Genomic DNA, 12,754 nt, shown 5'->3' with positions numbered 1-12,754 from the left:
CTCGCCCAAGCCGCAGGTCGCGAAGGCCGCGAACAGCATGTTCAGACGCTACCGCTGTTGGCGCAGCGCGTCGACGACTTCGTCCGCGGTGAGGATGGCACTGGCGTAGTTCGGGATGTTGACCTCGAGCGCGGCGTGCATCTCGGTGTCGGAGTAGCTCGCGGTCGCGTCCCTGACCACAGTGACGTCGTAGCCAAGCTCGGCGCCGAAGCGGACGGTCGCCTCCAGGCAGGTGTGCGCTATCAGGCCCATGGCGATGAGCCGCCGGACGCCGTGCCTCTTGAGCAGCAGATCCAAGTCGGTGTTGGCGAAACCACTGGAACACCAGTGCTCCTGGGCGACGATGTCGCCCGGTTGCGGCTGGAAGTCGGGATGCAGCTCGCCGCCCCAGGTCCCGTATTCGAACGTCCTGCGCGACCACGCCGCCCTCTGAATCGGCGCGACGTACTTCCAGGCCTCGTAGTCGCCGGGGCGATAACGGCGGTGCAACGCGTAGAACACCCGGATGCCGGACCCGCGCGCGGCATCGAGGACCTGGCGCATGTGCGGCACGCACCGGTTGGCCTCGGCGACGCCCTTCAGGCGATCCCACACTTTCCCGCCCTCGGAGATGAAGTCGTTGTACGGGTCGATGACCACAAGACCGGTCGGGTCGTTCGGGTACGTCACGTGGGTCATGTTCGCATGACACCCGGGTGCAAACGACTACGAAAACCCCGGGCGGCCCCTAGCGGTCCAGCCGCCAAAGCGAAGGGGAGCCCCGGCGCCTGCGGCAGCGAGCGGGGCGCGCCGGGATTTTCAGGCCTGGGCTTCGTCACGTTGCTGCGGGCCACCGGGTGTGGTGGGCCACAGGGCCATGCGATCGAGGAGCCGGTCACGCAGGCCGAGGGTATGGAAGAGCACCGCGCAGACGTGCGCGGTGAAGGTCAGAAAAAGCAGCAGGGCGCCGACGTCGTGGGCCCGGCGCAGCGCCCCATACACGTCGACGTCGTGCGGGGCGATGCCGGGCAGTTGCAGGGGTCCGGCCAGGATGACCGGAAACCGCGCCGCCGACAGCATCGCCCACCCGATCAGGGGCTGCGCGAGCAACAGGGCGTAGAGCAGGTACTCCGACCAGGTCGCGATGCGGCGTTCGGCGCGGCCCATGGTGGCCAAAAAGGGCGGCAGCCGGTGCGTCAACCGGTTCGCCAAGCGCACCGCCGCGAACACCAGGATCACGATGCCCAGCGGCCGGTGGATGGCCAGCAGCAGCGGGTGGTAGGTCAGCGACGCGATCATGATCACCCCGATGAGCAGCTGCGCGATCACCATCGGCGCCATCAACCAGTGCAGGATCCGCGACGGCAGGGCGAAACGCGTTGGGGTGGTGGGCGTTTCGTTTGTCTGGTTGGTCATGACAGCACCCGCGCCACGTTGACCGCGCTCGGCGACTTGGGTTCTTCGGCGCGGCGCGTGAAGGAGCGGGCGTACACCGCCGACCGCGCCGCGGGCAGGGGATCGTCGGACGGCGTGATGCCGTCGGGCAGCACCAGCGGGTCGAAGTTGATGTCGCGCGCGTTGCCCTCTTCCTCGGTGTGCACGGCCGTGATGGTGACGGTCCCGGCGTCGATGGTGCGCCGCGATCGCGGCCACGGTTTGGTGGCGTCATGGGTCGGGTCGCCGGGCTCACCCACCGTCAGAATCAGCCGCCACTTGAGCGGGCGCTGGGCCAGCGTGCGGATCAGGTCGTCGAAAAGAAAGTCCTTGCCGCGGGACGGCCCCGGCGCACCGGCGCCGCCGGCGTCCTGCGGAACCACGGCCCAGCGCACGGGCACGGTGGCGCCGGCGCTGTTGGTGAACCAGAAGGCGTTCAGCCCGTAAAACGTGCTGTCCGCAAACCCCGCGCTCGGCGGCGACTGCTTGATGATCTTCATCGCCGCGGCGGTCTCGGGATGGCGATCGAGAAACGCGGCCATCTTCTGCGGGTCGGGCTTCCCGGTCCCCGGGACGGGTTTGGACGCGAGCAGGCGTTCGTAGAACCCCTCTGGCGTGCTGTCGGTGAAGACCGGCACGTTGACCATTGCGGTGCGCCATTGCTGGGCGCCCGCGTCGAACAGCAATCCGAAGCCGCGGACGGTCTCGGGTTTGTCCGCCTGGTCCGGCAGGCCGCCACCGAGCGAAAACCTGCCGACGACGTCGACGGTGCCCTCCCGGAAGACCGCCGCCCGGCAGATGGCCGCGCCCGCGCCGGTGCTCGCGAACGATCCCGTGGCGCTGAGCCCCTTGGCGTGATTTCGCCGGAAACCGGCGTGGCGGCCGTATACGTGTTCGAAACGGTCGGCGAACCGCGGCGGCGTGAGCGGGTTGTCGGGCCGCAGCCACCCGCCCGCGTAGGCGAATCCACCGACGTCCACCGCGGCGAATCCGGCGACCGCGCCCATGCCGAGCAACGCGTTCCTCCGGGTCAACGCGAAGCGGCGGGGATGTTCGGTGCCGCCTGGTGTTTCGTCCTGTTGGCCATCCTGATCAACGGGCTCCATGCCCACCGTCCTCTCCGGCGTTTTCGGGGCCAAGCCGCGCAGCCCGGAACGAACTCGGCGGAGGCGATTCACCCACGGGCTGGTGGCGCGCGCAACTCTGGCGGCGACCGTCGCGCACGCCCGGACCACGGGGCGGGGGGCGAGTTGGTTCAGTCGGATTACCCGCCGCGGGCGCGACGCCGCCCGGACCGCGCGCCCAGGCCGGGCCCACTGCCGCATGTGCCTATTTCCGCGTGACTTACCATCGAGTAAACACGCGCGGCTAACCACCTTCGCCCGGCGGTGCAGAATCGATGGATTGGTTCCGCGGTACGAAGCGCCTTTTGTGGGTTGAGTCAACAGCCCGGGCCCAACCATCGGCCGTCTGACGTGTCGGTGACCGACAAGGGATGAATGTGAGTAAGCATGGTCGAACAATCCGGTGACGCGGTCGACCCGACGGCCTTCGAGGTTGGGAAACACCAGGTAGACCAGGCGGTCGTACTGAGCGTCTCGGGTGAAGTGGACATGCTCAGCGCGCCGCAGCTGGCCGAGGCCATCCAGACGGCGTCGACCGCCGCGCCCCCGGCGCTGATCGTCGACCTGTCCGACGTGGGCTTTCTCGCCTCGGCCGGCATGACCGTCTTGGTGACGGCGCAGGCCGAGGTCACCCCGCCCACCAAGTTCGCGGTGGTCGCCAACGGCGCGGCCACCAGCAGGCCGATCAAGCTCATGGGCTTGGACAGCGTCCTGTCGATCTACAGCTCTCTCGACGACGCGCTGAGCGGCATCGCCGATCAGTAGCGACGTCCGACTGGCGCCCGGCGGCACCTGCTGTCGCGGCTGTTCTTGAAAATTCGGCCGAACCTATTGCCCTGCCCGCGGCAGGAGTTACGCTACTCCAAGTAGCGTAATCCGGCGCGGCGGCGGCAAGGAGAGTTTTATGTTCGACCTGAAGATCATCGGTGGAACCGTCGTCGACGGCACGGGCGCGGAGCGCTATCGCGCCGACATCGGCATCAAAGACGGCAAGATCGCCGACATCGCCCGCCGCGCCGCCGGCGACCCGGAGATGGCGGGCGAGGCGGCCGAAACCATCGACGCCACAGGGCATGTGGTGGCCCCGGGCTTCGTCGACATCCATACTCACTACGACGGCCAGGTGACCTGGGACGGTTTGCTGGAGCCGTCCAGCGGCCACGGCGTCACCACGATCGTCACCGGCAACTGCGGCGTGGGCTTCGCCCCGGTGCGGCCCGGCACCGAGCAGTGGCTGATCGAACTGATGGAGGGCGTCGAGGACATCCCCGGCACCGCCCTGACCGAGGGCATCACCTGGGGCTGGGAGACCTACCCCGAGTACCTCGACGCGATCGGCAAGCAGAAGTTCGCGGTCGACGTCGGCAGCCAGGTCGCCCACGGCGCCATCCGCGCCTACGCGATGGGGGAGCGCGGCGCCCGCAACGAGCCCGCGACCCCCGAGGACATCGAGGCGATGGGCCGGTTGGTCACCGAGGCGATCGAGGCTGGGGCGCTGGGCTTTTCGACGTCGCGCACGATGGGGCACCGCGCGATGGACGGCGAGCCGGTACCCGGCACGTTCGCGGCCGAGGACGAGCTGTTCGGGCTCGGGCGGGCGATGGCCGCCGGCGGTCAGGCGGTGTTCGAGCTGGCGCCGCAAGGCGCGGCGGGCGAGGACATCATCGGCCCTAAGAAGGAACTGGACTGGATGCGCCGGTTGAGCGGCGAAATCGACCGGCCGGTGTCGTTCGCCCTGATCCAGGTCGACGCCGACCCCACGCTGTGGCGCGAAATGATGGACCTTTCCGCCGAGGCGCATGCGGCCGGCAGCCGGTTGTATCCGCAGGTCGCGGCCCGGCCGTTCGGCATGATGATCGGATTTCAGGGCCATCACGGCTTCACCCACCGGCCCACCTATCGCAGGCTGCAGGCCGAATGCGGCCGCGAGGAGCTGGCGGAGCGCCTCGCCGACCCGGCGGTGAAGGCCGCGATCCTGTCCGAGGACGACCTGCCCGCCGACCCGACGCTGTTATTCGACGGGATGTTCGCCCTGGTGCAGCACTCGCTGGGGCGGCTGTACGCGCTCGGTGATCCGCCCGACTACGAGCCCACCCCCGACCGCACCGTGGCGGCCATCGCCGAAGCCCGCGGCGAAGACCCGTTGTCGACGCTGTACGACCTGATGCTCGAGCGGAACGCGACGGCCATGCTGATGCTGCCGCTGTACAACTGCGCCGACGGCAACTGCGACGCGATCCGGGAAATGCTGACGCACCCGGCCGGCGTGCTGGGCCTGTCCGACGGCGGCGCCCACTGCGGAATGATCTGCGACGCTTCGTATCCCACCTTCCTGCTGACGCATTGGGCGCGCGACCGCAAGCGCGGCGAGAAGCTGTCGCTGGAACACGTGATCCGCAAGCAATCCCGCGACACCGCCCACCTGTTCGGCCTGACCGACCGGGGCACGATCGAGGTCGGCAAGAAGGCCGACCTCAACGTGATCGACATGGACGCCCTGCGGCTGCACCCCGCGGCGATGGCCTTCGACCTGCCGGCCGGCGGGCGCCGCATCTTGCAGGGCGCGAGCGGCTACGCGGCCACCATTGTCAGCGGAACGGTGACCCGCCGCCACGATGCCGACACCGGGGCCCGTCCGGGCCGGCTGGTGCGCGGAGCGCGTTAGGGCACCGCCGGTGAACGCGCCCGTCGGCAACCCGGCCCGCACCGGCCCCCATGCCCAACAGGACGCGATCGGCGCCCCGCCCCCCTCGCCGACCCTGGTGCCGGCCGAACGCTACTACTCCCCCGAGTTCGCTCGGCTCGAGATGGAACGAATGTGGCCGAGGGTGTGGCAGCTCGCCTGCATGGTCGACCACGTCGCCCAACCGGGGGACTATTTCGAGTACCGCTGCGGCCCGTACGGGGTGCTGATCGTTCGCGGGGACGACGGCGTGCTGCGCGCCTTCCAGAACGCCTGCCGGCATCGCGGCAATTCGGTGTGCGTGGGTTCGGGTGCGGGCCTGCGCGAGCTCAAGTGCGGCTACCACGGGTGGACCTGGGACCTGGCCGGCACGCTCAAACGGGTGCCTGACCGCAAGGGCTTCGGCTCGCTGCGTATGTCGGACTTTCCGCTCGTTCCGGTCCGGGTCGACGCCTGGGCGGGGCTCGTCTTCGTCAACCTCGACGTCGACGCGATGCCGTTGCTGCAGTACCTCGAGGCGGTCCCCGACGACATCGCCTGGTGCCGGCTGGAAGACTTCCGCTGCTACGCCACGCTAACCGTCGACGTCGAGGCCAACTGGAAGACGATCGCCGACGGCTACAGCGAGACCTATCACATTCAGACGCTGCATCCGGAGCTGTTGCGCTGCGTGGACGATATCCATGCGCCGCAACAGATCTGGGGCCATACCGGCAAGTCCGACCAGCCTTACGGCGTGCCGAGCCCACGCTTCGACGGCGCGCTGAGCGACGAAGAGGTCTGGGACGCCTACGTCTCCACGCAGGGCGCGCTGATGGGCGCGGCCGAGGGCGCCCCGTTCCCCGCCGACGAGCGCCGGCCCGGGCAGACCGTGCAGGATTTGATCGCGGCGCGCACGCGGGAGTTCGCGGCCAGCCGCGGGGTGAACCTCGGTTGGGCCGACACCGACCGGATCACCCGGCTGCACCAGTACAACGTGTTCCCCAACATGACGTTGCTGGCCAACGCCGATCACCTGACCGTCATGTGCTCGCGCCCCGGCCCCGATCCCGATCACGGCGAGATGGTCATCTTCCTGACGACGCGCATGGCGCCCGGTGCCGCGCGCAACAGGCCAACCGATGTGCGCACCACCGCCGGGCAAGCCGAGCCGGGCCTAGTGCTCACCCAGGACATCCGCTTGCTCGCGGGCCTGCAGCGAGGCCTACACCAGCCCGGCTTCACCCACTTGGTGCTCTCCAGCGAAGAGCGGCGCGTGATCAACATGCACCGCAACCTCGAGCGCTACCTCGACTTGCCGGACCGCGAACGGATCCGCGGCGGCGCGCCCGGCTAAGTCGGACCAACATAATTGGCTCAGACCTCCCGAAATCCCGCCAAAGCGAACTAAGATCCCGCTTGTGGCGAGCCCGTCAAACCCCTGGGGCGACGAACGACGGCATCTCTCGTATCAGGTGCAGATGCGATGTCAGGCGCTTGGCCGGAGGCGGGCGCGGCGGCTCTGTCAGCGTTTTCAGCGGGTCGGGGTCCACACCGCCCCCGAGCGCCTGCGGCAGATGGCGGCGGGCGCGCCCGCCGCCTACCGCGAGGTGACGGACGTCAATTTCGCCTTGATCGCGCTCCAGCTGAACCATGAGTCGCGCGCCGCCAAGTACAAACGCCTCAAACGCCGGGGCACCCGTTCGCTGATCTTCGCGGGCATGGTTCTCGTCGTGCTGAACTTTCTTTTCTGCGTGGCTTACGTGCTGCTGAACCTGGCGCAACAGGGCGCGCCGATGTGACGTCGCGTGAGCGGCGTCGGCCGCCCCGCGCGTCGACGCTTCTACTCGATCGCTTCGCTTCCCAACACGGTGGTGCGCAGCAACTCCCGCGGTGAGTCGGGGTCGTAGGGGGCCGCGCGGTGCAGCACGCCCTGGTTGTCCCAGATGACGGTGTCGCCGACCGACCAGCGGTGGCTGTAAATCATGTCCGGACTCGTTGCGCGGCCCAGCAATTCGTCCAGCAGCGCCCGGCCCGCGCCGCGGTCCATGCCGACGACGTAGTCCGCGGACGCGCCCAAAACAAGCGACCTGCGCCCGCTACGGTGCGTCCACACCAGGGGATGTTCGTGGGTGCGTCGCTGCCGCCAGCGCCGCAGTTGCTCCGGCGTGGGGTCGGGGGTGACGCGACGCTGTGACGCTTCCAGCGAGTGCACCACTCGCAGCGAGCCGAACCGCCGCTTCTCCTCGTCGGTCAACGCCTCGTACGCCGCATAGGAATTGGCGAACTCCGTTTCGCCGCCGCGCTGCGCGACCGCGACGGCCGACAGCACGGTGGCCTTCTGCGGGCACTCGTCGCCGACGGGGGTGCAGCCGTCGATGTGCCAGTCGAAGGTGGCCCGCAGATACGCCGCCGAGGAATTCTTCGACGTGTCCAGCGTGATCGGGTAGATGCCCGGCACCGGATGGTGCCCGTCAGAGGAGTGGTCGACTTCGCCGAGCCGGCGGCAGAACTCCACCTGCGCTCGCGGCGTTAGGCCCAACCCGCGGAACACCAGGACGCCGTTATCTTCCAGCGCCTGCAGCACCGCGTCGCCGAGCAAGTCATCGGAGGCCAGGCGGTCGGCGTCGACGCCCAGGACCTCGGCGCCGACCGAGGCGGTGAGTTTGTTGATGGTGAGCAGACTCATCGCCTGTCCTTCCTGACGAGGGTCACGGCACCGGTTCACCGATGCGATCGAGGACGGCGTCCGCGGCGTCGGTGGGCTTGACCTGGCCGAAGACCTCGACGGCCATCGCCACCATCACCAGCGAGTAGACGAGGTGCAGCAGGTGCAGCGCGTCCTCGGGCATGTCGTCGAGGCTGAACCTGTCGCAGTAGTCGATCGCCTCCTCCAGGCGGGGGAAGAAGGCGTTGTAGAACTCACGCATCTCGGGCATGCTGCTGGCCATGCGCTGGTTCCAGCGTTCGGCTTCGGTTGCCAGACACCAGGTTCGCGCGAACCCCTCCAGTTCGGCGAACGCGCTGGGCAGCAGGGCTTCATCTTTCCCGGGGGCCACGGCTCACACCCCCACAGGCTGTCGTTGGGTTTCGCGCTGGTATTGCTCGACCCACTCGACGACCTCTTTGTGCAAATGGCGCACCAGGATCTCCTGGTCGTTGAGGGGGAATTCGTCGACGATTCCGGTTTCCAGAGCCGCCTGGGTGCCGCCGAGCATCCCGGCGTCCTGCAGGGCGAACTCCTTGAGCACCACCGCGGCCACTTCGTGCTCGATGCGCTCGCGCACCGTGCGGGCCGGATGGAAGGCGGTGTAGGCCTCGAACCGGTGGGTGTTGTGGGACGTCGGCCAGTACCGGTACAGCAAATACCAGCCGCCGTAGATGAGGATCTCCAGGTTGGGGAAGATCTGGAAGTTGCTGATGCCCCAGGGCTCGATGCCCCCCGGGTTGAGCCCGGGTGGCAGCTCCCCGATGTCGGGAGTGCGCCACGGCCCGACAAGGCCGCTGCGCGTGGCCCTTTCGATCGGATACATGTATTCGGGGGCCAGCAGCCAGCGGCGGGTGCCGGCGGTCGACACGACTCGGTGCGGGCCGTCGATCTGGAAATGCGCGCACTCGAACCCGGCGTTGGGATCGCGCACCGCCGACGGGACCTGCTGGGGGTGCAGCGACGGCACGTGGTAGTACTCCTGGAAGGCGTCGGCGAAGATCTTCCAGTTGCTGTTGTTGTGCGCCAGGAAGTCGTAGCGCTCGGTGAGCTTGCCGAACGGGTAGTCGTCGAGGCCGGTGATCATGGGTCCCAAGAACTCGCGCAGGCTCTGGCGCGGCCGCTCGTCAAAGTTGATGAACACGAAGCCGTTCCACACGTCGCAGTGCACCGGGCGCAGCCCGTATTCGGCGGTGTCGAGATCGAAGAACTCCGAAGGTTGCTGCACGAAGGTCAGCGCGCCGTCGAGGTCATAGCGCCAGCCGTGATACTTGCACGTGAACTGCCGGCACGTCCCCTTGGTTTCCCGGCCGGGAAAGTCGTTCCATACCAACTTGTTTCCGCGGTGCCGGCAGATGTTGTGAAACGCCCGGATCGCCTCGTCTTTGCCTTTGACGAGGATCACCGACGCGGGCACGGCCTCGATCTCTTTGGTGAGGTAGCTGCCGACCCTGGGAAGTTCCTCGATGCGAGCGACGTTGAGCCAGGCCCGTTTGAATATCGCCTCGCGCTCGAGTTGGTAGAACTCCGGTGACGTGGAGTCGCTGAATGAGATTGGTCCGGTGCCCAGTCCCGGATAGTGCTCGGTCCAGCTGCCCTCCGCGGGTTTAGGCCATCGAGTCATCGCAACCTGCCTCTCCTTCATGGCGTTTCACGGGTGTCGTCGCGTTCACATCACGGCCCCGCCGTTGACACCGAGGACCTGCCCGGTGATGAACCCGGCCTCGTCCGAGCACAAAAAGCCCACCGCCGCGGCGATGTCGGCGCCGGTGCCGAGGTGGCCCATGGGGATGCGGCTGGCCAGCGCATCGTTGGACGGCAGGTGTCCCTGGTCCTGGGACTGGTGTTGCATCGGGGTTTCGATGCCCGACGGGGGGATGTTGTTGACTGTGATTCCCATCGACGCGAACTCGTTGGCCAACGATTTCGTCAGCGTGATGACCGCGCCCTTGGAGGCCGCGTAGTGCGCCATGCGCGGCGATCCACGTTGCGCGCTGGACGACGAAATCATCACGATGCGGCCCCATTTGGCCTCGATCATGTCGGTCAGCGCCACCTGGCAGCAGTGGAAGGTGCCGGTGAGGTTGACGTCGATGATGCGCGACCAGGATTCCGGGGTGATGTCGAGGAAGCGGCCGAAGCCGACCATCCCGGCGCTGGTCACCAGGATGCTCACCGGTCCCAGCTCGCTTCGCACCTTGGCGAAGGCCTCCTCCACCGCCGGGCGGTTGGTGACGTCGGCGGCCACGCCCAGGGCCTCGACCCCCTCGGCCCGGAGCTCCTCGCAAACTCGTTGCGCCGCTTCGCCGTTGATGTCGAGCACCGCGACCTTGTGCCCGCGCCGGCCCAGCTCGTGGCACGTGGCCTCTCCCATGCCCGACCCACCGCCGGTCACCACCGCCACCTTCACGACTGACCGTCCCGTCATTCGTAGACCACAGTGATCGATTCACTAGTCGGCAGCGACTGGCACGTCAAGACCCAACCCTCGGCGACCTCCTCTTCGGTGAGCGCGTCGTTGTTGATCATCCGCGCGCTGCCGTCGGTCAACCTGGCCATACAGGTTCCGCAGTTGCCTACTTCGCACGAAGACGGGGCCGCCAGGCCCGCCATGCGCGCGGTTTGCAGCAACGTGTCGCCGTCTCGGTAGGCGACGGTGATGGTCCGGCGGTCGAGCTGGATCGTCACCTTCTCGGTTGTCACCGGGTCGGCGTCGCCACCCGCACTCGCGTGTCCCATCCCGGCGAGAGTATCAAGTACTTGTTATCTTCATCAAGTACTTGACATGGCCGGGCGGCGCAAAGACCCGGGGCCCCTAGCCCTCGCCGCGGTCGGTGTACAGGGCATGGCCGGTGCCTTGCTCGACCACGCGGGCCAGCAGGTCGTGCAGCAACCGCTGCTCGTCGGCGGTGAGCACCCCGAACACGCTCTCGTGCGCGGTGATCGCATCGGCCAGCGCCGCCATGGTGATGGCCCGCCCCTCGTCGGTGAGGTAGGCCTGCATGATCCGCCCGTGCTGCGGATCCTGCTTGCGCTCCACCAGACCGCGGCGCTCCAGCGTGGTCAGGGCGAGCTGGGCGCCCTGCGGTGTGATCAACAACCGCCGGGCCAACTCGGCCCCCGACAGGCCGGGTTCGTTGGCGAGCTGGCGCATCAGGCCGATCTGGGCGGCCGTCACCCCGTGATCACTGATCGCCTCGTTCACCGTCGTCAGCGAGAAATGAAACGCCTGCTTGAGCAGCCACAAGATCTGGTCAGAGAGTTCCATGCTCTTCCCCGCGGTCGTTCCGGTAGACGCGCCCACCCTTCATGACGAACCTGACGTCGAGGGTGGCCGAGATGTCGCGTGACGGGTCCCCGTGCACCGCAATCACATCGGCGAGATAACCGGGCGCGAGCCGGCCCAGCTCGTGGTCGGCTTCGACGAGCTCGGCGCTGATCACCGTCGCCGCACGGATCGCCTGCATGGGCGTCATGCCCCGCTCCACCAGCGCGCACAGCTCCTTGGCGTTCTGGCCGTGCGGCACGGCGGGTGCATCGGTGCCGCACGCGATGCGCACGCCGGCGGCGATCGCCCTCGGCAGCATCGATTTTGCCCGCGGAAACACCTCGTCGGCCTTCTTGCGCAATTCGGGTGCGATCCGGTCGATGGCCATGGCGTCGGTCAGGTAGGTCGTCGACACCAGGAAGGTGCCGTGGTCGACCATCATCTGAATCGTCTCGTCGCTGGCCAAAAAACCGTGTTCGATGCAGTCGATTCCCGCCCGGATGCACGCGCGGATGGCGCTGTCGCCGATCGCGTGCGCCGCCACCCGGATCCCGGCTCGATGCGCCTCGTCGGCAATCGCGGCGAACTCCTCGTCGGAGTACTGCTGGGCCCCCGGCGCGGTACTGTGCGACATCACGCCGCCCGAGGCGGACACCTTGATCACCTTGGCGCCGTGGCGGATCTGGTAGCGCACGCACGCGCGCACGTCGGGCACGCCGTTGGCGATGCCTTCGGCCACGCTGAGCGGCATGATGCCCGGAGCCAGCCGCTGGAACACCGTCGGGTCCAGGTGTCCGCCGTACGGGGTGACGGCGTGGCCGGCGGGCACGATCCGCGGTCCGGTGTGCCAGCCCTGGTCGATGGAGCGCTGCAACGCCACGTCCAGCAGGTAGCCGCCGGTCTTGACCATCAGGCCCAGATTGCGCACCATGGTGAAGCCGGCGGCCAGGGTGGTCCGCGCGTTGACGGCGCCGCGCAGCGTGCGGAACGCGGGGTCGTCCTGCACGCCGTGCATCGGGCTCGGCAAGCCCTCCGGCCCGCCGGGGCCGCCGATCAGCAGGTTGAGCTCCATGTCCATCAGGCCGGGCAGCAGGGTGACGTCGCCCAGGTCGATCTCGGTCGCCGAATCAGGCGGCGGCGCAACGGGATTGACGGCGCTGATGCGGTCGCCGTCGATCACCACGACGGCCGGTGAGCGGACCTCACCGGCGTCGACGTCCGCCCAGCGATCGGCCCGCAGGATGGTGGTCACGGCATGGGTTCGGAGACGCAGTCCAGACTTGAGGCACCCGAGTCCGGCACTCGCGGCTGTTTCCAGCATTCCACCGGGAACGACACCGTGATCAGCGAATACAGCAGGTGCATCAGGTTGGTGACGTCTTCGGGCAGGTCCTCGAGCGGGAACTTGTCGCAGTAGGCGATGGCCTCTTCGGCGCGCGGCGTGATCGCGTCGTAGAAGGCCTGCATCTCGGCCATCGAACTGTTCAGCCTCTTGTGGTAGCGCTGCGGTTCGCTGTCGAGGCACCAGTCCGAAAACGGTTCCAGGTCGGCGAATTCCGTTGGCAGCTTGGCGGTCACGG

At 68.1% G+C, this 12,754-nt stretch carries 14 protein-coding genes and 1 pseudogene; 4 read left to right on the top strand and 11 right to left on the bottom strand.

Annotated features, from left to right (window positions below; genetic code table 11):
• Positions 1 to 48: 48 nt before the first annotated feature.
• From AWC19_RS23505 to AWC19_RS23495, 3 genes are all read right to left on the bottom strand, one after another.
• Positions 49 to 678 carry a cysteine hydrolase family protein gene (locus AWC19_RS23505; RefSeq protein ID WP_085080495.1) on the bottom strand — a complete coding sequence of 210 codons (630 nt, stop codon included), beginning with the start codon at positions 676 to 678 and terminating at the stop codon, positions 49 to 51.
• A gap of 120 nt (positions 679 to 798) precedes the next feature.
• A complete protein-coding gene (locus tag AWC19_RS23500) occupies positions 799 to 1,395 on the bottom strand; it encodes a cytochrome b (RefSeq protein ID WP_085080494.1) in 597 nt (198 codons plus the stop codon).
• Positions 1,392 to 2,519, bottom strand: coding sequence for a catalase family peroxidase (locus tag AWC19_RS23495; RefSeq protein ID WP_276043439.1), 1,128 nt, complete (start codon positions 2,517 to 2,519; stop codon positions 1,392 to 1,394). Before AWC19_RS23495 ends, AWC19_RS23500 begins: the two co-directional genes overlap by 4 nt.
• Positions 2,520 to 2,924: 405 nt before the next feature.
• Between AWC19_RS23495 and AWC19_RS23490 the strand changes: the two genes are divergently transcribed.
• The 4 genes from AWC19_RS23490 to AWC19_RS23475 all read left to right on the top strand — a co-directional run bounded on the left by AWC19_RS23490 (position 2,925) and on the right by AWC19_RS23475 (position 7,001).
• A complete protein-coding gene (locus AWC19_RS23490) occupies positions 2,925 to 3,302 on the top strand; it encodes an STAS domain-containing protein (protein WP_085080492.1) in 378 nt (125 codons plus the stop codon).
• Positions 3,303 to 3,441: 139 nt separating this feature from the next.
• A complete protein-coding gene (locus AWC19_RS23485) occupies positions 3,442 to 5,202 on the top strand; it encodes an N-acyl-D-amino-acid deacylase family protein (RefSeq protein WP_085080491.1) in 1,761 nt (586 codons plus the stop codon).
• A 10-nt stretch (positions 5,203 to 5,212) separates the two neighbouring features.
• A complete protein-coding gene (locus AWC19_RS23480; protein ID WP_085080671.1) occupies positions 5,213 to 6,556 on the top strand; it encodes an aromatic ring-hydroxylating oxygenase subunit alpha in 1,344 nt (447 codons plus the stop codon).
• 64 nt (positions 6,557 to 6,620) lie between these two features.
• Positions 6,621 to 7,001, top strand: coding sequence for a hypothetical protein (locus tag AWC19_RS23475; protein ID WP_245849280.1), 381 nt, complete (start codon positions 6,621 to 6,623; stop codon positions 6,999 to 7,001).
• Positions 7,002 to 7,042: 41 nt separating this feature from the next.
• On the opposite strand, the gene AWC19_RS23470 is transcribed toward AWC19_RS23475, so the two are convergent.
• The 8 genes and pseudogenes from AWC19_RS23470 to AWC19_RS23435 all read right to left on the bottom strand — a co-directional run bounded on the left by AWC19_RS23470 (position 7,043) and on the right by AWC19_RS23435 (position 12,752).
• A complete protein-coding gene (locus AWC19_RS23470) occupies positions 7,043 to 7,888 on the bottom strand; it encodes a TauD/TfdA dioxygenase family protein (RefSeq protein WP_085080490.1) in 846 nt (281 codons plus the stop codon).
• Between the two features lie 22 nt (positions 7,889 to 7,910).
• A complete protein-coding gene (locus AWC19_RS23465) occupies positions 7,911 to 8,234 on the bottom strand; it encodes a hypothetical protein (RefSeq protein ID WP_085080669.1) in 324 nt (107 codons plus the stop codon).
• Positions 8,235 to 8,261: 27 nt separating this feature from the next.
• Complete coding sequence (locus AWC19_RS23460; RefSeq protein WP_085080668.1) at positions 8,262 to 9,530, bottom strand: aromatic ring-hydroxylating oxygenase subunit alpha; 1,269 nt, start codon at positions 9,528 to 9,530, stop codon at positions 8,262 to 8,264.
• Between the two features lie 45 nt (positions 9,531 to 9,575).
• Positions 9,576 to 10,334 (bottom strand): SDR family NAD(P)-dependent oxidoreductase, encoded by a 759-nt coding sequence (locus AWC19_RS23455; RefSeq protein WP_085080489.1) that lies wholly within the window; start codon positions 10,332 to 10,334, stop codon positions 9,576 to 9,578.
• Positions 10,331 to 10,618, bottom strand: a pseudogene (locus tag AWC19_RS23450) (2Fe-2S iron-sulfur cluster-binding protein); the annotation flags it as partial. The gene AWC19_RS23455 and the pseudogene AWC19_RS23450, both read right to left, overlap by 4 nt.
• Before the next feature lie 103 nt (positions 10,619 to 10,721).
• Positions 10,722 to 11,174 (bottom strand): MarR family winged helix-turn-helix transcriptional regulator, encoded by a 453-nt coding sequence (locus AWC19_RS23445; protein WP_085080487.1) that lies wholly within the window; start codon positions 11,172 to 11,174, stop codon positions 10,722 to 10,724.
• On the bottom strand, positions 11,161 to 12,426 hold the full coding sequence (locus AWC19_RS23440) for a metal-dependent hydrolase family protein (RefSeq protein ID WP_211284984.1): 1,266 nt from the start codon (positions 12,424 to 12,426) through the stop codon (positions 11,161 to 11,163). Before AWC19_RS23440 ends, AWC19_RS23445 begins: the two co-directional genes overlap by 14 nt.
• The gene (locus AWC19_RS23435; RefSeq protein WP_085080485.1) at positions 12,423 to 12,752 is read right to left on the bottom strand and encodes a hypothetical protein; all 330 of its coding nucleotides are present in this window, start codon (positions 12,750 to 12,752) and stop codon (positions 12,423 to 12,425) included. Before AWC19_RS23435 ends, AWC19_RS23440 begins: the two co-directional genes overlap by 4 nt.
• Between the last annotated feature and the right edge of the window lie 2 nt (positions 12,753 to 12,754).

Source organism: Mycobacterium palustre (genome assembly GCF_002101785.1).
Classification (GTDB): Bacteria; Actinomycetota; Actinomycetes; order Mycobacteriales; family Mycobacteriaceae; genus Mycobacterium; species Mycobacterium palustre.
This window is presented reverse-complemented; position numbering and strand designations above follow the sequence as displayed.